Raw genomic sequence first — 21,778 nt, forward strand, 5'->3', positions numbered from 1 at the left:
TTAGGAAACAGATTAATTTTTATACTAGTTAGTCTGTTTCTTTGCTATTAAAAAAGGAGAGGGAAGCATGAATCAAACCAAAGTTTACGGACACAGAGGCGCAAAAGGCAGGTTTCCTGAAAATACACTTCTCGGTTTTCAACAAGCGATACTACAAGGAGTAGATGGAATTGAATTAGATATCCATCTGACAAAGGATGGGGAAGTAGTTGTTATTCATGATGAATTTTTAAATCGCACAACCGACGGAATTGGCTTTGTAAAATCCTATACACTAGAAGAGCTTAAACAGTTTAGTGCGGGAAGTAAATTTTCCTCCCTTCCTGATTATGAAGAAAGCTGGATTGCAGAAAAAGTGCCTACATTAAAAGAGGTATTACAGTTGCTTGCTCCATACGATATCGAATTAAATATTGAGCTTAAAACTTATACATTTGCATATGAAGGAATTGAAGAAAAGACTCTAGCACTTGTGAAGCAATTTGGAAATGGGCGGAAGATTGTTTATTCTTCTTTTCATTTGCCGACTTTGTTAAGAATAAAGGGATTGGATCCATCTGCATCGATTGCCTGGCTATTAAATCAATTCATTTCCAACCCTCTTGATTATATAAAAAGCTTGGAATTAGAGGCTTTGCATCTCCATAAAGAAATGGTGATTGATAACTTAAAAGATTGGCAGGAATTAAGAAAGCATGTAAGAGTATGGACAGTAAACAAAAAGGAAGAGTTGACTAATCTTATCGATGCAGAAGTAGAATCTATTATTACTGATTATCCAGAAATGGCCATAGCGATAAGACAAGAAAGGGCTGTGTCTGTTGAGTAAATTCTTAAATAGAAGCACCCTCTTGCTGATTTTAATTATCTCCCTTTCTGCTTGCGGAAATAATCAGTCAGTACAAACTATGGTCAGTCCATCTGTGACAGAACACGAAGAAACTCCAAGGGTAATCGCACATAGAGGGGCAAATGAATGGTACAACGAGAGTACCATTACTGCCTATCAAATAGCAGCTCAATCTGGCGTAGATTCATTAGAAATAGATTTAAGAATGACAAAAGATGGCGAGTTAGTTGCCATGCATGATGATACAATCGATCGGACTACAAATGGCAAAGGGAAGGTTTCTGATTACACATTAGAAGAACTAAGGGCGTTTCAAACAATCGAATCGGATAATAGGAAAGAGATAAAGGAAAAAATTCCTACATTAAAGGAAATAATCGATACTTTTCAAGATACACAAAAGTACTATATTGAGACAAGGCTCGTTGATGGAAAACTAACAATGGAAGAAAAACTAATTCAGCTATTAAAAAAGTATGAGCTTTTAGACAAAAATTTGGTAACGATCCAATCCTTTTCAGTAGAGAGTTTATTGAAAATTAAAGAAATGGCACCAGCTACTGAATTAGCACTTCTTTTTCGCAAAGGCTCTTTTTCCCTAGAAAAAGCTAGTACGGTTGATTTTCCTATCATCGGCATAGAGTCTACAGATATTACAAAAGAGGTGGTAGACGAATTACATAAAAAGGAAAAAGAGGTACATGTCTATTTTACGAATAAGAAAACACAAAAAGTGGAACAAGAACGAGTTCACGAATTTGGAGTGGATGGCTATTTCACCGACTTTATTCATTTTACGAAAGAGATTTTAGCCATATAAAAAAGGGAAAATGGGTGTGAAGGAATTTATTCACGCCCATTTTTATTTTTATAAATATTACATAGTTAGCTTAAACAAATGTTTTTATATGTTTCGTTACATAGAGTCTTAAATATAGAGTCAGGCAGCGGGAAATAGCAGTCATAAGCAATTTTTGCATAATCTCGCGCTTTATCGATATTATTAAGTTCCTTATAACAAAGAGCAATAAATATATCTTTGGTAAAATAAATAGCTTGGTCAACAGGATGGTTAGTATGTTTTGGTACATAAATTGTTTTTAAAATGAGGAGTGCTTCTGAATATGCCTTAGCAAAATACATCGCTTTTCCCTTTTGAAGCATATTCCAATTATCACCGGTTACTTTTTGAGTGTTTTCGTCAAAAGTTAAATATTGATCAATGATAGGCATTGCTTGATGGTATTCTCCCTTTACATGCAGTAAGTATTCCACATAAATTACATCACAGAGTTCTTCAAAAATTTTATCTTCTACAAATTCACCATATTGCTTTAGTTTTTTTAGGTAGTAATGAAATTTTTCTTCCTCTCCCACTAGCAAGGCAACCACTGTAGCAAGCTTATAGATATCGTCTATTTTGTAGTAGAGTTTTTCTTTTCTCGAGTATTCCAATGCGCTTTCCACTGCTTCTGAAGTTGCTTTTATGTCTCCGATTGCTGAATATAAGGCAGCGATATGATAATCCATAGTGACTTTAGTCATAGGATCTATCTTTATATGGGTTGTTTCAATATGATGTCGTTCTTCCAAATAACATTGTAAAGCGTCTTGATAGCGGTGTTCCAAATAAAAGTTTATTCCTCTGAAGAATGCAATGTTTGCCCGATTAGCAGTAAGATTAAGCAAATCATAAATTAATGCTGCTTTATCACAATATAATGTCCATTCCTTTTTATTCAGACAAAATAGACTGCGGCTATAAATTTCCAATAAGCGAGCTGATTCATAGCTTTCATTCAAATTAGAGATATAGGGCTCAATTAAGGCGGTCAGTTTGGAGCATTGTTCTATGGTTTCCTCAGAGTGCTTAAAATAAATACGAAATTCTTCATGTATCTTTTCTGCTTCCTCTAATACTTTTCTTAATTCAACAATACTTACCTTTTCTAATAACTCTGATATATCAACGCCTAGTCTCTCCGCAATATATTCCAAACTCTCCATAGAAGGGCGCGCTTTATTATTCTCAATTTGACTAAGCATGCCTTTGGTTAATCTATCGCCAGCTAATGCCTCTAGGGTCATTTTTTTTTGTTTTCGTAATGTGCGAATGCGTTCGCCTAGCATAATCGTACAACTCCTTCTTTCGATAGTTTAATTATATTAAACTTTTCCTTGAAAGGAAAGTTTTGGTGTGATATGATTTGTTTAATTTAATTAAACTTTTAAAGGAAGGACGATGTTTTGGTGAAAGAATATTCGTTAGAAAAGAGAGCCGCCTACCATTTATGGACATTTGTCAGTAGTAAATTAATTGCCACAGCTGGGTCACAAATTTATACATTTGCAATTAGTTTATATATTTTGCATTTAACTGGCTCGTCAATGAGTTTTGCCGTAAATATGTTGTGCAATATTTTGCCGCGGACACTAGTAGCACCTTTTGCTGGGTCTATTATTGATAGATATCCTCGTAAACATATTGCGATTACAGCGCAAACTGTCTCTACCATATCTATTGGTGGATTGCTGCTTTACAGTGTCACGATAGGATTATCTTTACCTGCTATTTATACAACATCTTGTATTTTATCTATTACCTCGATGTTTGCGAGCAATGCTTTTACTTCTTCTTTAACAGGATTAGTTGATGAAAGCCGCATTCAAAAAGCGTCTTCCATGAATCAAATTGCCGTTTCCATTGCGCAAATTGCCAGTCCTGCTATCGGTGGAATATTATTCGGTCTTGTCTCCATGTCTGTCTTTTTAACAATTTTTCTGATTGCTTCGTCGATTGCTGTTGTACTTGATTCCACGATGAATTTTACATTGTTTGAAAAGGAAAAAGAAAAGGCAGAACAACAGGAAACGGTTTGGATGAGTTTGAAGGCAGGATTAGTTTATGTTAAGAATCAGCCGCTATTAGTAGCTATTATTTGTATTAGTCTTATCGTCAATTTTATTTTTACTGCTTTTAATATTGGTTTCCCATATGTAGTAAATACAAAGCTACATATGCCATCTGTCCAATTTGGAATGGTAGAAGGTGCTTTTGCTGTTGGAACTTTATTGCTTTCTATTTATCTTTCATTAGGAAAGGAATTTAAACAACCTTTCCAAGTAAGTAAAATAGGAATTATAGTGCTAGGAATATTAATGGCAGCTGCAGCTATTCCAATCTTCATTCCGATGTCGGCAGCCTCTATATTTATCTTTTACTTAATGCTAATGTTTTTGTTTGGATCTGTTAATATACTGGTTAATATCCCAATAATGGTATTAATGCAAAAGAAGATTGCGAATGAATATAAAGGAAGGGTTTTTACTATATTAGAGACATTTGCAATGGGAATGATGCCGGTAGGAACACTTATATTTGGTGTGTTATATGATTATGTTCCTGCGCAATGGATTCTCTTAATAGCTGGTTCTTTATTGATTATATCTGTATTCATCCTTGCAAGGCCATCTGTGATGGAAAAGGCCGCAGAATCAGGGGATACAGTTCCGGTAACCAAACATAGAGCAACTTCTGTATAATAATGAAGTAAATTTCTACAGTTTCGTACTCAAAGTATTCTGGGATGAACCATGGTTTGCTGGCTTCTGATGGAGTAAAAGCTTTATCCAACAGAAGAAGCAAGAATGAATAAAATCTTCGATATTTATGCGAAAAAAGCAAAGGGAATATGGAAGCATTGTATGGAAAGTAATAAAGTGTTTGCTAATAAATCTAGCTATTGTCAGAGACATTTTTAAGATAATCGGGAATAAAAAGGGAACAGATAAAAAGCTGCATCCAAAAATCAAACTCTTTATACTAAGACTCTCCTTCCGTAATAGGAGAGTTTTTTTCTATGGTATATATAAGATTAATAGGAGATAATGAATATTCTAGTTATAATAAAGAGGAAAGCTGATTATATTAGATTAGTTAAATGAACTTTAAGTAAAAGCAGAGGTAATGTTCATATGGATAAAAAGGTAAAAGATAAAAAAAAGGAGGAATATCGATCGGCAGAGGACAAAGCTGCTCGTTACTTCGAATCCCTTCAAAAGCAGTTAGTGGATAAGGCTTATGTGTCGCGCTTAACGAGCGACTTTCAAACATGGAAAATAAACCATATTCATTCTCCATCCATCCTAAGTTATTTTTCCCGAAAAAAAAGAAAACCACGAGTAAAAGGATATCGCCCTTATATAGAGTGGTTAAACTATGCCGGCAAACTAGATAACTATTTGCATAGAAGTGTTTCCTATCTATATATGCGTGATTTAGGAAAGACGCTTTTTTCTCCTTTCACACAAGAAAGAGTTAATGAAGCAGTTGGAAAGGTGAAAAATTATTTATTAAAGAAAGAAACAAAGGAAGATAATTTTAGTGTCTCCAGTATATACAAATTAGCTAAAAAAGATGCTGTTGAACATACAATGATTTGGGTTATGGAAAAGCTAAAACGAGTGACTTCACATATTCCTGCTGGGATGAGCGTAGAGCATGCCCAGCGGAAAATCTTGAAGATTCTTGCAGGGGTCTTGATGCACGAATTAGAAGAAAGAAGAACCATGGACCTTTCAGACGAAGAGCGCCAGCTGCGACTAGAAAAAGCTATTAAACTAGGCTTCTATTATGGATTGACCTATCCTTTAATTGATGATTTACTTGATGCCCATATTTTATCACCGGAAGAGGAAGAACGCTATTCTGCTCTAATCCGAAGTACCTTAGAAACAGGGATAGTCCCACATTTTGGTTTGTGGCATGGAGAAAATAAAGAGCTTATTTCCTTCATCCATAATGAGTTAAAAGAAGCATTTGAATATATGAAAAAACAGCATGATAATCAAACATGGGAGCTATTTTTAAATCAATCCTATATCTTTTTTCATTCACAAGAGGTCGACAGAAAAAAGAAATTGACTGTTAGCACATACTCTAATGAAGAAATATATATCCCTGTAATCCTTAAATCTTCTGCTTCGCGACAGATTGTTCGCTCGTTAATAAATGCACCTGAGGATGAAGGCTATGATCAAAGAACATTTTATTATGGAATTTATAATCAGCTGGCAGATGATTTAGCCGATATGTTTGAGGATAAAAAGGATGGTGCTGTAACGCCTTATACGTATTATCTCACCTATTATCAAACGAGAAAGGACTTACTTAATCCTTTTGAAATGTATTGGACCGTCATTTCCTATTTGATTCACGATGTATACCATTCTGATTTAAAAACCCAAGAAGTCTTATTAGACCGTGCAGTTAACGGATTAAAACGACTAAAGGAAAAATTGGGAAATGAGAAATATAATGATTTAATGGGAATTCTCACAAAAGATTTTCCCGTCTTTAATCGATTATTACAGCAGATGGTGGAAAAATCAGATGATGTCGACTTTTTCGATAAGTTATTACGTGATCATATGATTAGTATTTTAAAGGAAAATCACAGAGAACAAGAAGCGTTTTCTGAAATGATTCAATCAAGCAGGGGATCTATCGATAATATGCTGCCAATTACAGAAAATGCACAATTGAAAAAAGATATCGTGACAGAAGCAGCAAATTATAGTCTTACTGGAAATGGGAAAAGATTACGGCCGGTTATTACTAGTTTTATCGGGGAAAAAGAATGGGGACTAGATAATGCCCAAATCGCCCCCCTGCTGCGGTCAGTGGAATATATGCACACAGCTTCTCTAATATTTGACGATTTGCCATCACAGGATAATGCCGCAATGAGGAGAGGACGACCAACGCTGCATGAAGTGTATGATACTGCAACAGCAGAATTAACTGGACTATTCCTGACACAAAAGGCAATAGAAGAACAAGCTAATTTACGTGGTTTTGATGAATCCAGGATATTACAGCTGATTCAGTATACAACGAAAGCTACTGCTGATATGTGTAAAGGCCAGATAATGGATCTAGAATCGCGAGGAAAAAAACTATCTCTTCAAGAGCTGAATACTCTTTGTTTTTATAAGACGGGAATTGGGTTCGAAGCAGCACTTGTCATGCCAGCCATTTTAGCGGGAGTTCCAGAAGAGGTTAAGGATTTGCTGAAGAAATATGCTTATCATGCTGGGATTGCATTTCAAATAAAGGATGATTTACTCGATGCAGAGGGAAGTAAAGAAATATTAGGAAAAGAGTCTGGAATGGACAAAGACAATAATACGTCCACTTTTGTAAGTGTGCTAGGTGTAGAAGGTGCCAGAAAGGAAATGTGGGAGCATTATAGTTTAGCATTAGATATAGTCGATGCTATACCGAAGAAGACTAATTTTTTGAGGTACTTAGTAGATTATATGGTCAATCGAAATCGGTAATAATAAATAGATATAGATTGTTTAAAGGAGAATAGTGTGATGAAAATTACCTTTTTAGGAAAATATGGAGGTTATCCTGGGAAAGAAAGTCCGACTTCTTCCTTCTTAATGGAGTCCGCTGGATTTCATTTATTGGTCGATTGTGGGAGCGGCGTGCTAGCAAAGATGCAATCCTATGTGGATTTAAAAGATTTAGATGCGTGCATTCTTTCCCATTATCATCATGATCATATCGCAGATGTAGGCGTGCTGCAATATGCTATGTTAGTGGAATCTATACTTGGAAATCGCGCAGCAGCTTTCCCAATTTATGGACATAAACAGGATAGCAAGTTTGAGGAATTAACCAACGATATTTATACAGAAGGGCGAGAAATTTCTGTAGGAAAAACATCTAATATTGGACCGTTTACTATTTCTTTTTGTGAAACGATTCATCCTGCCTACTGTTTGGCAATGAAGATCCAAGCAAATGGCAAAACCATTCTTTACACTGCAGATACAGAGTGGAAGGATGAGTTAGTTGTTTTTGCGAAAAATGCGGATCTCTTAATAAGTGAAGCAAGTATATATAAAGAACAGTTCGGCGTGGTAAGAGGACATTTAACTGGTGAAGAAGCTGGAAAGTTAGCGGAACTTGCCGGTGTAAAGCAGCTTTTATTAACCCATCTTCCCCATTATGGAGAACAGGAAAAACTGGTGGAAGAAGCAAAAGAAATTTATAGTGGTCCCGTTCAGTTGGTATATCCAGGCATGGAAATAGATTTTAAATAGCAGTAAAAAAAGTGTTGGTTTCATTTAATTGAAATCAACACTTTTTTTGCACGGATATATCATTTTTACAAATTCATATTCTCCACCATTAGTATACTGAAGGAATGTAGCTTCCTCTTTAAAGCCTGCCTTTTTGTATAATTTTATGGCTCGATCATTAAAGACGGCAACAGCCAAGGTGATAAAAGCTGGAGAAAAGCGTTCCTTTATATAAGTGATTCCAGTAGCTAAGAAGGTATAGCCAAGCCCTTGTCCTGTTAGGTCTGGCCTTAAACCAAGGCCTATATCAATGGTGTCGTTTTCTTCATGATGGATACTAAAAAAGCCAATGAGTCGATTGTTTTCTGTAACAGCATAAACAGAGTCAGCTCTTTTATCCCTATCAAGAAATTCTGTTAAATCCTCTTCATCCGCTTCCATATTATAAAACGCATACTTTCCATCATAATGCCAGTTAAAAGCAATTTCCTCTGCTTGCTCTTGGGTAATAAGTTGAAATGAATACATAAAGAAAAACCTCTCTTTTTTTAATCATAACATATAGAAATATTTTGATAAATGAGAAATTATTCTTCCTCTCGTCTAGTTGAACAGGCTATACTTAAGAAAATAAGAAGGGGGCATCAGACAAATGGAAAAAGAAAATCAAAATCTATTTCATATAGAAGAAACAACTATTTTTGAAGTACAAAAGGCTCTGGATTCGGGGCAGATTACTTCATGGGAGCTAACAAAACAATATATAGAACGAATCAAGACATTTGATTCGACATTATGCTCCATTAGAGAAATTAATCCAGATGCATTAGCAATTGCTGCTGAGCTAGATAAAAAAAGACAAGAAGTGGATCAAATTGGCCCCCTTTACGGTATTCCAGTCATCATTAAGGATAATATTGATACAAAGGATGCGATGGCCACAACGGCTGGCTCGATTGCTTTAGCAAATAATTTTGCCAGTGAGGATGCCTTTATTGTAAAAAAGCTGCGCGAAGCAGGAGCGATTATTATAGGCAAAGCTAATTTATCCGAATTTGCCAATTTCATTACGGAATTAAATATGCCAAATGGTTATAGCTCATTAGGCGGCCAGGTAATGAACCCGTATGGGCCAGGAGTATGGGATGTTGGTGGTTCAAGCTCTGGCACTGGAGCAAGCATTGCTGCCAATTTTGCTGTGGTAGGAATAGGGACAGAAACATCTGGTTCGATTCTTAGTCCTGCTAGCAACAATTCCCTTGTTGGTATTAAACCAACGTTAGGTCTCATTAGCCGGACCGGAATTATTCCGCTGGCGCATAGCCAGGATACGGCAGGGCCGATGACTAGAACGGTTCAAGATGCCGCTATCTTACTTGGAATAATGGCAGGAGTGGATGAAAGAGACGAGGTGACATTAACAAGTATTGGTCAGCCTAGGGATTATACTGCATTTTTAAAAGCAGATGGTCTGAAAGGAAAAAGAATTGGAGTTGATCGTTCCTTCTTACCAAGAGAGGAAGAAGAAGTTGCATTATTTAATAAAGGGTTAGAAGAATTAACACAGCAAGGTGCTATTTTAATAGATATGACGATCCACCGTGAAAAATTTGACTCCATTGTTCTTTATCATGAGTTTAAATATGGGATAGATAATTACCTGCGTAAATGTGCAGAAGAAGTTCCTGTCCATTCATTAAAGGAAGTAATTGAGTTTAATAAAAATCATTTAGATGTTGTAAAATATGGCCAGACTATTTTGGAATACTGCGAAACGTTAAATGGAGATTTAAAAGACCCTACCTATAAGGAACATCGGGATACAGATATTCGATTATCCGCTTTGGAAGGAATAGATGCAGCGATAGAAAAATATGAATTAGATGGTTTAGTATTCGCGAAATATGTAGGCTGTGAGCTGCCGGCAAAAGCAGGCTATCCATCGATTACTGTACCAGCTGGTTATACTCCGAAAGGAAAGCCGATGGGATTAACCTTTACTGGAATAGCTTATAGTGAACCGAGCCTGATTGAAATGGCCTATAGCTACGAACAAGCAACAAAGCATCGTGTCCCGCCAGCTTTAGCATAGAAAAGGCCGGAGAAAGAAGGATATATTAAAAAAGAGAATAGGCAGAGAAAGTGATGGCATTAAACTCCGTCTATTCATTTTTTGAAAAATTCCTTATTAAAAATCAAAGTAGAAGAAGCAGGTTTTCACTAAATAGCTACATGAGACTAGACTTCCTCATCTTCTTCATTTAGTCACGCTCCGTTTAGGCATAAGCTAATTGGCAGGATAATATATTAATAGAAATGATTATAGTTTACTAGCTATCTAAATAGTTTGTCCTAGATTGATTTTCGTATATAAGCTATAATAAAAACAAAAAGAAAGCTCTTACATTCGAATCATATAACCAAAAAGAAGTAGGGAAAAACGGCTGTTAGTAGAAGATGAGTACTAACAAACGGTTAACAAAATAAGAGGATTTCATGTTTTTAAGGAGGAAAAGCAATTGACTTTATCACGTGTACTAGTTGGTATTTTTAAAAGTTTTGAAGAAACAAAGGAACAGCCTAAGGTTCCTGAATTGAAGACTCGTTATTATAAAAAAAGCCGCGATCGCTTAATGGAAACGATTAAGAATGTAGTCGAAAGAAAACTGACAAATTGGGATCTGAAAAAAGTAGATATGGAGAGAGGAGAAATCGTACTCAGCAAAGGCTCAAGCTTAATGATTGTGACTGTTTACAAATTAGCAGGAATGCAATCAGCTGTGGATGTTTATTGCTCAAAGGAAGGAACTTTGGGTGATTTCGGCTCAAGCTATAAACATATTCAACATTTTTTTAAAGCACTTCATACAGAGATACAGCCAGAAAAAGGGTAAATGTCAATAAAACTACATTCAATTGGAATGGAAGTGGATAAAAAGTGAAAATTTTAATTACCGGGGCAAATCGAGGCTTGGGAATTCATCTAGCTAAAACTGCTTTGAAAAGGGGACATACTGTGCTTGCCGGAGTTCGAACGGTTCAAGAAACTTCTCCTATTAATCTCTTGAAAGCAAAATATCCAGATCATTTACATACATATTACCTTGATGTCACTCAGGAAAAATCAATTATCAAAGCGGCTGAACTTGCTGCCAAGGATGTTGGAGCCATTGATGGGATTATTAATAATGCAGGAGTGTTAACAGAACGAGGGAAAAAGATCGAAGAATTAGATTTCGAGCATGTCCAATTTACGATGGACGTCAATGTATTAGGACCAATGAGAGTAGTGAAGCATTTTCTTCCGCTTATATATAAAGGCGAGGATAAAGCTATTATTAATATTTCTTCCGAAGCAGGAAGTATCCAAAACGCCTATGGAGGAGATTTTCCGTACGGTATTTCCAAAGCGGCACTGAATATGTTTAGTGTTCAATTATCAAGATATGTAAATGAAAAGAATATTACGGTATATGCTATTCATCCTGGCTGGATCAAAACGGATATGGGTGGGGAAGATGCAACAGGCTATCCAGACGAGTCGGCAAATGGGATATTAGATATTTTAGAAGGGAAAATCGTCGGAACGAGTGAATTAGGTTTTATTGATTTTAAAGGACGGGAAATGAAAATCTAAATAATATATAGATAGTATCAGAAATGGGCGGCACGATGCAAAGCTATTTCTGATTTTTTTATGAATGGAAACTCTTTTAAACGAAATGATAAAAGAAAAATCCCCACTTTTTGTAGATTCCCATTATAATAGAAATATTATTTATAATATTCTGTTGATTTGTTTTGGAAGGAGAATCTGATGAACAAGGAAAGAATCGTAACAATGCAGCTTTTAAATCAAATACATATGGAAGAACTGCTTTCTCTAGCGACTATTGTCGGCTGGGATTATGATAAGCAAGAAATCCGCACCTTACTTGCTTCGGGGACGGTCTTTGGGCATGTTAATGATAAACGTACTGTGATATCCTGTGCTGCAATTATTCCATATGGAAGCAATTTGGCATCTATCGGTATGGTTATTGTTCATCCAGATTATAGAGGAATTGGTTTAGCCAAGGAGTTATTAGTTACATGTATGAATCAGGTTTCAAAAGATTCTGCCCTTATGTTAATTGCCACACGAGAAGGAAGACCAGTCTATGAAAAATTGGGATTTAATGATTATAGTCATGTGACAAAACTACTTGGAGAAGGGCAGCAGTGCAGACAATCGCTAAATGGTTATACGATAAGCCCATATCAGTCAAAAGATTTTAAAGAAATGCTCAAATTGGACAAAGAGGCATTTGGCTGTGAGAGAGACCTGCTTCTAAAGAATAGACTTGAGCAGGCAAAAGAAGTAATAGTGATAAAGAAAAGTAATTTGATTGTCGGCTACGCTGCTGCGGTAAAAAAGCCTGCTAATCTCGTAATAGGTCCAGTTGTTGCTCAAAATGATGAACAGGCTATGCTTCTTATACAAACAATCATCTCTAACAATAGGGGGATGATAAGAATGGACGTAGTAGAAGGGAAAAAAGAGATAATAAAAGCACTCGTAGAATTAGATTTTCAAGAAAATGATCGTCCTCCGGTAATGGTTAAAAATAGCGAAGCGTTTCCTGAGAGAAATGGCAGTCTTTATGCGATTGCAGCCCAGTCTTATGGATAAAGGATTTAGATTTGCCAAATAAGAAAGAGGTTTTTGGATGAGTATAAAGCTAGAAGAATTATTAAAGCTCCCTTCCCTGCGTGAGGCAAAAGTAGTTGCAGGGAAAGAGGGACTAACAAAGCTAGTTTCCTCTATTTCGGTTTTAGAATATACGGATGTAGCTTCTCTGAAGGAAGATTTGTTTAATAATGATGAGTTTTATGGAAGTGAAATTGTTATTTCTGCCTTGATCATGATTAAAGATGATGTTGAGGCACAATGCAGAACAATTGAGCATTTGCATAAAGTAGGGGAAATTGGCTTAATCTTATATTATGTCGGTGTTTTTCTCCCGAAAATTGATGAGAAAGTTATCGAATTAGCAGATACACTCGGTTTTACATTAATTGTTATGCCTGAAAAGCAAATGTCTTTGCGTTATAGTGAAGTTATATATGAAGTCATTGAAGCGATTGTAAAGAATGAGATGGCTTCCCCTAGCTTTGTAAGTGAGATGGTTGAGCAAATATCTGGAGTACCACTTCCACAAAGAAATATGGACACTGTCTTAAAAATACTGGCTGACCGTACTCGTTCTTCTCTTGTATTAGCCAATAAAAATAACCAGGTCATCCATGCAGTCACATGGCCAAGAACAAGTACAATGAATATCTTTGAAACAGTTGAGCAATATAAAGAATTGTCTGTTGACCAAGTTTTGGTGAAAAGAAATGGCGACCAGCCTTTATATATATCAAAAAAAGTAATTGCCCAAGAAGGAATCCCTTTTTTAAATTTATATATTTTGAAGGAAAAGGATCCTTTAGTTCTTGATACAGCTGTTCAACTAGCAGAAGTCGTGCAAGTATTTATTAATTTATGGGGAAAACACTACGATGAAATAAGTACAGCAGAGCTAATGAAGGCGATTATGAACGATGAAAGTGTAAAGATGCGACGTCTGGCCAATATATTAAATATTGATGTCACAGCTATACATATGATGTGGATTGTGGAAACGAACAATATGGAGGAAGAGCAACTGCTGAAGAAAGTGAAAGAATACGTCAGACAGAATTATCATGTTTCATTGGTTGATTTTTATAATGGTTTTCTTATTATCCTAGTAGATGATTCTATTATTCAAGAAGATCCCTTTCAGTCAGCAAATCGATTGTTAGCTTTGTTGGATGAAAAGGAACAGAACTTTACGATAACTATTTGTCAAAATATGAACAATACAACAGAGGTTCAGCAAGCATATACGAACTGTAATGAGTATTTACGGATAGCGAAAATTATTTATCCGTATAAAAAAATATTTACCCTGCAAGAAATGAATTTTTCTTTAGAGTGTTTTCAGATTATTAATAGCGGAGAATTGGCAATTGAGAAAATATTGCAGCCTATTTCGCCTATAAGAGAACATGGCAACCAAGCAGAAGAGCTCTTAAGTACACTTACGGTATATTTATTAGAAGGTAGTAATCGTTTTCAGGAAACAGCTGATATTCTTTACTTACATAAAAATACGATAAAATATCGAATTCAAAGGATAACCGAAATTCTCAAATATCCTGTTACGAAATCACCAGAAGTTTTTCAGTTATACAAAGCTGTCGCTGTTTATCGAATGTTAGCACAAATAAAAGAGCAATAGAAAAAAGAGCATTTTTGTTCAATTAAACAAAGAATGCTCTTTTTATTTTTCGGTTCAGCTAAATACATATAGTTTCGTTATCGATATAATAAGTTTTAATTACATAAAGGAGGCGTGAAAATGAGTGATAACAGAGACGGAAATCAGGAGGCACAATCATGGCAGAGTCTAGCTTTTCTATGGACGGGCTCGATGATTTGTATACCTAGTTTATTAATAGGCGGTACACTAGTTAGTGGTATGCCTTTATGGGAAGCTGTCCTTGTCGGGTTAATAGGGTATGGAATTATTGTTGTTTTAATGATCTTTCAAGGAATACAAAGCAGTGATATACACAAGCCGACCGTTAGTGTCGCTTCGCAAGTTTTTGGAGAACAAGGCTCAAAGAAAATAATTTCGATTATATTAGCTGTTGCATGTCTGGGCTGGTTCGGAATACAAGCAAATGTGTGTGGGACAGCATTTTCCCAATTTTTAAGCGTATATGGGATTAACCTGCCAGTACCGCTTTCTTCCCTCATATGGGGCATCATTATGCTGTTATCAGCCATTTACGGGATCAAAATACTGAATATTCTAAATTACGTTGCAGTTCCCATTTTGCTTGCAGTCTGTGTCTATGCAGTTGCGGTTTCTTTAATGGGTGACGGTGTTGCACAAATAAAAAATTATATGCCGGCTGGATCCATGTCCTTTTTATCTGGACTTTCTATTACGATTGGTTCATTTGCGTTAGGTGCAGTTATTGCAGGGGATTATTCTCAATATGCGAAATCACGTAAAGATGTTGGCAAAGCTGCATTTATTGGGATATTGCCTTCTGGAGTCTTAATGATCACTGTTGGTGCTATATTGACCCTTACTGCTGGAACTGCTGATATTACAAGTGTATTTACAGAACTAGGACTACCTGTTTTGGGAATTATTGCTCTTATCTTAGCAACCTGGACTACGAATGCAGTAAATGCCTTTTCTGGTGGAATTGCCATTATCAATGTATTTAATATTTCAAAAGAAAAAGAACGGATAGCAGTTGCGATTGCAGGTGGTGTAGGCACACTTCTTGCTGTGGTTGGAATTTTAGATTATTTTGTTCCGATTATGTCCGTGCTTTCTGCCATGATTCCTCCTGTCGCAGGGGTAATGATTGCTTCTTATTGGGTTATTCAAAAAGGGGACAAATCAAAATGGGCTAGTAAAGAAGGAATAAATTTCTTAGGAGTAATCTCTTGGCTTGTTGGGGCAGCGATTGCAGGCATTCCTGTTATCTTCTCTTTTTTTCCAAGCTTACCACAGCTGCCAAATCAGCCATTGATTGGAATGGTTATTTCCTTTGTATGTTATCTAGTAGCCAGAAATATTATCGTTCAAAAACAAGTATCTATTAATCAATAATCACAACTGGAGGGAATCACATGCGATATTTAGATGAAGAAGCGATTGAAAATATAGCAGTTGGAGCAGCATTTCTAGGTACAGGGGGTGGAGGGGATCCTTACATAGGAAAAATGATGGCTCTTTCAGCGATAAAAGAAAATGGTCCCGTTCAACTTTTGTCACCCGAAGAAGTAGAAAATGATGATTTTTTTATCCCAGCGGCAATGATGGGGGCTCCATCTGTGTTGATAGAGAAATTTCCAAAAGGTGATGAATTCGTACGTGTATTTAAAAAACTAGGTCAATATTTAAATAAAGAAGTAAAGGGAACATTTCCCATGGAAGCAGGGGGAGTCAATTCCATGATTCCTATTGTAGTTGCTGCCCAGTTAGGATTGCCGCTCATTGATTGTGATGGAATGGGACGGGCATTTCCAGAACTACAAATGGTAACCTTCCATCTAAATGGCGTTTCTTCTACACCGATGGCTATAACAGATGAAAAAGGAAATATTGGTATTATGGAGACAATTGATAATAAATGGACAGAACGGATTGCTAGAGTAGCTACCGTTGAAATGGGTGCAAGTTCATTAGTTAGTATTTATCCATGTACAGGGGAGCAGTTGAAAAAATATAGTGTGAAAAATATTATTACCTTATCTGAAAAAATTGGACAAATTATCCGCTCCAATACAAAGGATGAATTAACCAAACTACACGAACTCTTAGATACTACTAGTGGATATCATTTGTTTGATGGGAAAATTATAGATGTTGAACGAAACACAATGGGAGGGTTTAATAGGGGCTGTGTAACATTAGATGGATTGGAGCAATTTACCGGAGAAGAAGTACAAGTATTTTTCCAAAATGAAAATTTAGTAGCCCAAAAAAATGGTAAACCATTAGCTATGACTCCTGACCTCATTTGTTTAGTAGATTTAGAAACATTAAATCCAGTTACGACAGAAGCGCTGAAATATGGAAAAAGAGTGAGGCTGCTGGCATTGCCTTCTGATCCCCAGTGGAGAACAGAGAAAGGGATTGAAACAGTAGGACCAAAGTATTTTGGTTACGATATTTCCTATACACCATTAGAGGATCTTGTGAGAAAGGAAGTGTGATATATGTATAAAGTAGGAATTGATGTTGGGGGAACAAATACAGATGCTATTATACTTGATGAAGGTTTAAATTTAATTCATCAAGTAAAAATGCCTACAAGTGAAGATATCGAGTCAGGGATTGTCTCTTCCTTAAAAAGAGTATTAGAAGAAGCAGGGATTGATAGAAAAAAAGTAACCCATGCGATGTTAGGAACTACTCAGTGTACAAATGCTATTGTGGAAAGAAAAAAACTGGCTAAAGTAGGTGTGATTCGACTGGGGTATCCAGCAACGGCCTCTGTCCTTCCTTATACTGCTTGGCCAAAGGAAATGGTCTCTGCCTTAACGGGAGAGTATCGTTTAGCCGGAGGCGGGTATGAGTATGATGGACAAGTACTGTCTAGCTTTTCAGAGGAAGAAATACGCTCCATTTTAAAGGAATGGAAAGGAAAAGTAGAAGCGATAGCAGTTGTTGGTGTTTTTTCTTCCTTGAAAAACGATCAAGAACTTCGAGTAGCCGATTTAGTGGCAGAAGTGATGGGAGAAAAAACCCCAGTATCTTGTTCTTCCTTAATTGGTTCTGTTGGATTAATTGAAAGGGAAAATGCAACGATATTAAATAGTGCTTTATTTAAGGTTATTGCAGCAACAAGCAATGGCTTTGAAAATGCATTAAGAGAAGAAGGAATAACAGATGCGCAAGTATTTCTCTGCCAAAATGATGGAACATTGATGTCGATAGAGTATGCTCGAAAATTCCCCATTTTAACGATTGCATGTGGACCAACTAATAGTATTCGTGGGGCATCTTACTTAGCTGGGATTAAAGATGCGATGGTATTAGATGTAGGTGGAACGACATCGGATATTGGTGTCTTAACAGCCGGATTTCCGCGTGAGTCTGCGCTTGCAGTAGATGTGGGCGGAGTCCGAACAAATTTCCGTATGCCGGATATTGTATCCATTGGATTAGGCGGGGGAAGTATTGTCCGAAACGTGAATAATGAAGTAACGATTGGACCAGACAGCGTAGGTTACCGAATTACTGAAGAAGCACTTGTCTTCGGGGGGGGAACACTCACAACAACGGACATTGCAGTACGCTTAGGAGTTGCAGAGATAGGAAATCCAGAATTAGTGAAACATATTGATGAAGAATTCGCTCAACAAGCATACGCGAAAATAGCAGCAATGACGGAAGAAGCAATTGATAAAATGAAAACAAGTAATAATGATGCCACGGTTGTTTTAGTAGGAGGCGGCAGCATCATTATCCCAAGACAGTTAAAAGGGGTAAAAGAGATCATTCATAATGAGAATGGTGCGGTTGCCAATGCAATAGGCGCATCTATTTCGCAAATCAGCGGACAATATGAGCAAATATATATCTATTCACAAACTCCTCGTGATGAGGCGCGAAAAGATGCGGAAGAAAGAGCGAAACAGCAAGCAATATTAGCTGGTGCAAAAGTGGAAACAATTGAACTTGTAGAAATAGAAGAAATTCCGTTAGCATATCATCCAGGAAATGCGACAAGACTAAGAGTAAAGGTAGTAGGAGAACTAACGTAAAGCTAGCTGATTAAAACAATTGGACACTCAGAATAAAGAAAGAGAAAATGATTGCCTCATTTTCTCTTTCTGTTTATATGTGCCATGATATCAGATTTTAAATAGATTCTTTCTTTATTGCCAACATTAAGCGGTTCTAGAATCCCCTTTTTTACACAGTCATGGATATATTGCCGTGTACACCCTAATAACTCGGTAACCTGAGAGGTAGAAACTAATTCTTCTTCTAAAAACTTTCTAAACTCCATATCATTTTTAAATTGAATCATAAAAATCGTCCCAATCTTTATAGTATATTATCGAGTAATTATTCAATACCCAAAATTTTAACGAACTAATCATTTCGATTAAATGAAGATATAGTAAGAATCATAAAAAATGGTCTGATTTTTTTAGAGATTCATTTTCTATTTATCCTAACGAATAAAAGCATATATTTTCCAAAAAGAAATAGATATAATGAGAAGGAGAATTTTTAAATTAAGTATGGTAAAAAGTGGAGGGGAATATGTTCAAAAATAAGTTGGGCAAGGTAAGATCTGGATGGATTATTTTGTTGGCCTTATTGGCTACTACGATAGCACAATTGCTGCTATCAGCGCCAGGTATGATTATTGCTATCATAATTGAATCACAAATTCACCCTAATCTTTCTGATGAGATGATTGATCAAGTATTAGACGGTTCACCGCTCTCGCTTTTGGCACAGGGGTTAGGATTAATTGGCGGTATTGCAGTATTATGTCTTTTATGGAAGTTTGTTAATAAGAAGAGAATTTCAGAAATGGGATTTAAAAGGCTTTCTCCAGATTTTATTATTGGGTTAGGACTTGGCGCATTGTCTATCGTCATTATCTTTTTTATTCTATTATTCACCCAAAATATAGAGATGGCTAATTCACTTGGTTCACCGGATTTTTCAACCTATACCATTTTGTATCTACTGTTTTTTATTTTAGTCGGTTTTTCTGAAGAATTGACCTTCAGAGGTTATATTATGTCTACACTTACCGATAATGGAAATTCAAAATTGGTAGTATATATCGTTTCATCATTAATTTTTGGGATAGCTCATTTATTAAATCCAAATGTAGCGGCTCTTGGAATTATCAATATTTTTCTTGTAGGACTTTTATTTGCTTATATGTATGATAAGACGAAAAGCCTATGGATGCCAATTGGTTATCATATAACGTGGAATTATTTCCAAGGAAATGTGTTTGGTTTTCCAGTTAGTGGTACCACTCCCTACGGGCTATACGGAATAGATGTTTCTGTGGGAAATGATTGGCTAACAGGTGGTTCTTTTGGGTTAGAAGGTGGTTTTCTAGCAACAATTATGATCATTATTGGGTTTATTGTTACCAAACTATTTACTATGAAAAGATAATTTTAATATACTTTGTCTAGATTTTAATCAATATTGTCATAGAATAATAGAGGAATATGCGTTATAATAAATCGAGCTGCATAATAGCATAATAAAATCCGTTTCGACGGTGGAGGTTCTAGCTACCCTCTTTAAAAAACTAAGAAAAACAGTACTACTTTCTTAGTAGTGCTGTTTTTTCGATATGAAGGAGATTTGCGAAATGAAAAACGAAAAAGCGGTTGTTGTATTTAGTGGGGGTCAAGATAGCACTACTTGTTTATTTTGGGCTATAAAAAATTTCAAAGAAGTAGTAGCTGTAACGTTTGACTATAATCAAAGACATATTACAGAGATTGAATGTGCACAGAAAATCACCGAAGAGCTTGGCATTAAACACCATATTCTTGATATGTCTCTGCTAAATCAGCTGGCGCCAAATGCCTTAACAAGAGACGATATTGCAGTCGAAGATGGCAAGGAAGGAGAGCTGCCTTCCACATTTGTTCCAGGACGAAATTTATTGTTTATGTCGTTTGCTGGTGTATTAGCAAGTCAAATACAAGCAAAACATATTGTAACAGGTGTGTGTGAGACAGATTTTAGCGGCTATCCAGACTGTCGCGATATCTTTGTTAAATCATTGAATGTAACGTTAAATCTTTCCATGGATAACCAATTTGTCATTCATACTCCACTTATGTGGTTAAATAAGGAAGAAACATGGGGCCTTGCGGATGAGTTAGGTGCCTTTGACTTTGTTCGTGAAAAAACATTAACATGCTACAACGGAATTGTGGCAGATGGCTGTGGAGAATGTCCTGCTTGTAAGCTGCGTAAAAAGGGATTAAATGATTATCTCGCTGTTCGAAAGGGGTTATAAGAGAATGCATGACTTTCGAATAGTAGATAGACTGCAAAAATTTGGGGAAGATATTTCCTCTAAGCAATTAAAATATCATTGCAAACGTGTTATGGTTAGTAAAGAGTTTACCTTTGATGCAGCACATCACCTGCATGCTTATGAAGGAAAATGTATGAATCTTCATGGACATACATACAAGGTAGTTTTCGGAATTAGTGGATATTTAGATAACCGAGGATTAATGATAGACTTTGGTGACATTAAAAAAATATGGAAAACCGAGATTGAAATTTACTTAGATCATCGCTACTTGAATGAAACTCTTCCACCAATGAATACAACAGCAGAGAATATAGTATATTGGATCTTTGAAAAAATGGAAGAGGCTTTGAATAAAGATGAGATAAAGCAAGCAGATAATGGGGCGAGAGTAGAATTTGTTCGTCTCTATGAAACTCCTACTAGTTATGCAGAAATGAGAAGGGAGTGGATGGAGAGTGAGTAAAGTACCTGTCATGGAGATTTTTGGACCAACGATACAAGGAGAAGGAATGGTCATTGGCCAAAAAACGATGTTTGTCAGAACAGCTGGCTGTGATTATTCCTGCGCTTGGTGTGATTCTGCCTTTACTTGGGATGGCAGCGGAAAAGAGCTGATTAAGCAAATGCAAGCAGAGGAAATATGGGAGGAACTAGTTCGACTAGGTGGAGACGGATTTTCTTTTGTCACCCTTTCAGGAGGAAATCCGGCCCTCTTGAAAAATCTTTCCTTTCTGGTAAATTTATTAAAGGAAAAGGAAATAAAGATTGGGCTTGAGACACAAGGGAGCAAATGGCAAGATTGGTTTATAGATATTGATGAACTTACTATTTCTCCTAAGCCGCCAAGTTCTAAAATGAATACGGATTTTGACATGTTGGATTCGATTGTGCAAAGATTAAGAAATGCTAATCGAAGTACTCATATTAGCTTAAAAGTTGTTGTATTTTCTGATGAAGATTACAACTATGCCAAAAAAGTGCATTTGCGTTATCCTGATATTCCTTTTTTCTTACAAGTTGGGAATGAAGATAATAAAACGACTGATGATACTAAATTAGTCGAACATTTATTGGCGAAGTATGAGTGGTTGATTGATAAAACCATGCTTGATCATCAATTCAAAAATGTGAAGGTACTTCCACAGCTACATACGTATATTTGGGGAAATAAGCGTGGAGTGTAGATAG

General features: G+C 36.2%; 20 protein-coding genes and 1 riboswitch. Of the genes, 17 read left to right on the forward strand and 3 right to left on the reverse strand.

The features are described from left to right. The first annotated feature begins 67 nt into the window (after window positions 1-67). Together MHH96_RS13230 and MHH96_RS13235 are read left to right on the forward strand one after the other, a co-directional pair. Complete coding sequence (locus tag MHH96_RS13230) at window positions 68-829, forward strand: glycerophosphodiester phosphodiesterase (protein WP_047941524.1); 762 nt, start codon at window positions 68-70, stop codon at window positions 827-829. Then, on the forward strand, window positions 822-1,670 hold the full coding sequence (locus tag MHH96_RS13235) for a glycerophosphodiester phosphodiesterase (protein WP_053215631.1): 849 nt from the start codon (window positions 822-824) through the stop codon (window positions 1,668-1,670). The genes MHH96_RS13230 and MHH96_RS13235 overlap by 8 nt, the downstream gene beginning before the upstream one ends. A gap of 65 nt (window positions 1,671-1,735) precedes the next feature. On the opposite strand, the gene MHH96_RS13240 is transcribed toward MHH96_RS13235, so the two are convergent. Beyond that, window positions 1,736-2,980 carry a helix-turn-helix domain-containing protein gene (locus MHH96_RS13240; protein ID WP_047941526.1) on the reverse strand — a complete coding sequence of 415 codons (1,245 nt, stop codon included), beginning with the start codon at window positions 2,978-2,980 and terminating at the stop codon, window positions 1,736-1,738. A gap of 120 nt (window positions 2,981-3,100) precedes the next feature. On the opposite strand from MHH96_RS13240, the gene MHH96_RS13245 reads away from it, so the two are divergent. The 3 genes from MHH96_RS13245 to MHH96_RS13255 all read left to right on the forward strand — a co-directional run bounded on the left by MHH96_RS13245 (window position 3,101) and on the right by MHH96_RS13255 (window position 7,966). Next, window positions 3,101-4,393, forward strand: a complete 1,293-nt coding sequence (locus tag MHH96_RS13245; RefSeq protein WP_341118121.1) for an MFS transporter — start codon at window positions 3,101-3,103, stop codon at window positions 4,391-4,393. A 432-nt stretch (window positions 4,394-4,825) separates the two neighbouring features. Further along, complete coding sequence (locus MHH96_RS13250) at window positions 4,826-7,192, forward strand: polyprenyl synthetase family protein (protein WP_047941527.1); 2,367 nt, start codon at window positions 4,826-4,828, stop codon at window positions 7,190-7,192. Window positions 7,193-7,231: 39 nt separating this feature from the next. Next, window positions 7,232-7,966, forward strand: coding sequence for an MBL fold metallo-hydrolase (locus tag MHH96_RS13255; RefSeq protein WP_047941529.1), 735 nt, complete (start codon window positions 7,232-7,234; stop codon window positions 7,964-7,966). A 24-nt stretch (window positions 7,967-7,990) separates the two neighbouring features. Here the strand turns inward: MHH96_RS13255 and MHH96_RS13260 are convergent, their stop codons facing one another. After that, window positions 7,991-8,473, reverse strand: a complete 483-nt coding sequence (locus MHH96_RS13260) for a GNAT family N-acetyltransferase (protein WP_047941530.1) — start codon at window positions 8,471-8,473, stop codon at window positions 7,991-7,993. Window positions 8,474-8,597: 124 nt separating this feature from the next. On the opposite strand from MHH96_RS13260, the gene MHH96_RS13265 reads away from it, so the two are divergent. The 8 genes from MHH96_RS13265 to MHH96_RS13300 all read left to right on the forward strand — a co-directional run bounded on the left by MHH96_RS13265 (window position 8,598) and on the right by MHH96_RS13300 (window position 18,314). Then, the gene (locus MHH96_RS13265) at window positions 8,598-10,037 is read left to right on the forward strand and encodes an amidase family protein (protein WP_047941531.1); all 1,440 of its coding nucleotides are present in this window, start codon (window positions 8,598-8,600) and stop codon (window positions 10,035-10,037) included. A 427-nt stretch (window positions 10,038-10,464) separates the two neighbouring features. Further along, window positions 10,465-10,839 (forward strand): hypothetical protein, encoded by a 375-nt coding sequence (locus MHH96_RS13270; RefSeq protein ID WP_047941533.1) that lies wholly within the window; start codon window positions 10,465-10,467, stop codon window positions 10,837-10,839. Between the two features lie 44 nt (window positions 10,840-10,883). Continuing rightward, window positions 10,884-11,582, forward strand: a complete 699-nt coding sequence (locus MHH96_RS13275; RefSeq protein ID WP_047941534.1) for an SDR family oxidoreductase — start codon at window positions 10,884-10,886, stop codon at window positions 11,580-11,582. A 180-nt stretch (window positions 11,583-11,762) separates the two neighbouring features. After that, window positions 11,763-12,617, forward strand: a complete 855-nt coding sequence (locus tag MHH96_RS13280) for a GNAT family N-acetyltransferase (protein WP_053215632.1) — start codon at window positions 11,763-11,765, stop codon at window positions 12,615-12,617. Window positions 12,618-12,654: 37 nt separating this feature from the next. Next, window positions 12,655-14,256, forward strand: a complete 1,602-nt coding sequence (locus MHH96_RS13285) for a PucR family transcriptional regulator (RefSeq protein ID WP_047941536.1) — start codon at window positions 12,655-12,657, stop codon at window positions 14,254-14,256. Between the two features lie 120 nt (window positions 14,257-14,376). Further along, window positions 14,377-15,651 carry a cytosine permease gene (locus tag MHH96_RS13290; RefSeq protein WP_341117548.1) on the forward strand — a complete coding sequence of 425 codons (1,275 nt, stop codon included), beginning with the start codon at window positions 14,377-14,379 and terminating at the stop codon, window positions 15,649-15,651. A 20-nt stretch (window positions 15,652-15,671) separates the two neighbouring features. Continuing rightward, window positions 15,672-16,760, forward strand: coding sequence for a DUF917 domain-containing protein (locus MHH96_RS13295; protein ID WP_047941538.1), 1,089 nt, complete (start codon window positions 15,672-15,674; stop codon window positions 16,758-16,760). 3 nt (window positions 16,761-16,763) lie between these two features. Next, the gene (locus MHH96_RS13300) at window positions 16,764-18,314 is read left to right on the forward strand and encodes a hydantoinase/oxoprolinase N-terminal domain-containing protein (RefSeq protein ID WP_047941539.1); all 1,551 of its coding nucleotides are present in this window, start codon (window positions 16,764-16,766) and stop codon (window positions 18,312-18,314) included. A gap of 56 nt (window positions 18,315-18,370) precedes the next feature. Here the strand turns inward: MHH96_RS13300 and MHH96_RS13305 are convergent, their stop codons facing one another. Beyond that, a complete protein-coding gene (locus MHH96_RS13305) occupies window positions 18,371-18,583 on the reverse strand; it encodes a helix-turn-helix transcriptional regulator (protein ID WP_047941540.1) in 213 nt (70 codons plus the stop codon). A 239-nt stretch (window positions 18,584-18,822) separates the two neighbouring features. Here MHH96_RS13305 and MHH96_RS13310 point away from each other — a divergent pair, with 239 nt between their 5' ends. From MHH96_RS13310 to queE, 4 genes are all read left to right on the forward strand, one after another. After that, complete coding sequence (locus MHH96_RS13310) at window positions 18,823-19,704, forward strand: CPBP family intramembrane glutamic endopeptidase (RefSeq protein WP_047941542.1); 882 nt, start codon at window positions 18,823-18,825, stop codon at window positions 19,702-19,704. 106 nt (window positions 19,705-19,810) lie between these two features. Then, a riboswitch (PreQ1 riboswitch) is annotated at window positions 19,811-19,853 on the forward strand. 53 nt (window positions 19,854-19,906) lie between these two features. Then, on the forward strand, window positions 19,907-20,566 hold the full coding sequence (queC, locus tag MHH96_RS13315; RefSeq protein WP_047941543.1) for a 7-cyano-7-deazaguanine synthase QueC: 660 nt from the start codon (window positions 19,907-19,909) through the stop codon (window positions 20,564-20,566). A 4-nt stretch (window positions 20,567-20,570) separates the two neighbouring features. After that, on the forward strand, window positions 20,571-21,053 hold the full coding sequence (queD, locus tag MHH96_RS13320; RefSeq protein WP_061799655.1) for a 6-carboxytetrahydropterin synthase QueD: 483 nt from the start codon (window positions 20,571-20,573) through the stop codon (window positions 21,051-21,053). Next, window positions 21,046-21,774 carry a 7-carboxy-7-deazaguanine synthase QueE gene (queE, locus tag MHH96_RS13325; protein ID WP_061799649.1) on the forward strand — a complete coding sequence of 243 codons (729 nt, stop codon included), beginning with the start codon at window positions 21,046-21,048 and terminating at the stop codon, window positions 21,772-21,774. The genes queD and queE overlap by 8 nt, the downstream gene beginning before the upstream one ends. The last annotated feature ends 4 nt before the right edge of the window (window positions 21,775-21,778 follow it).

The organism is Niallia sp. FSL K6-0212, from assembly GCF_038007605.1.
GTDB lineage: Bacteria > Bacillota > Bacilli > Bacillales > Cytobacillaceae > Niallia > Niallia circulans.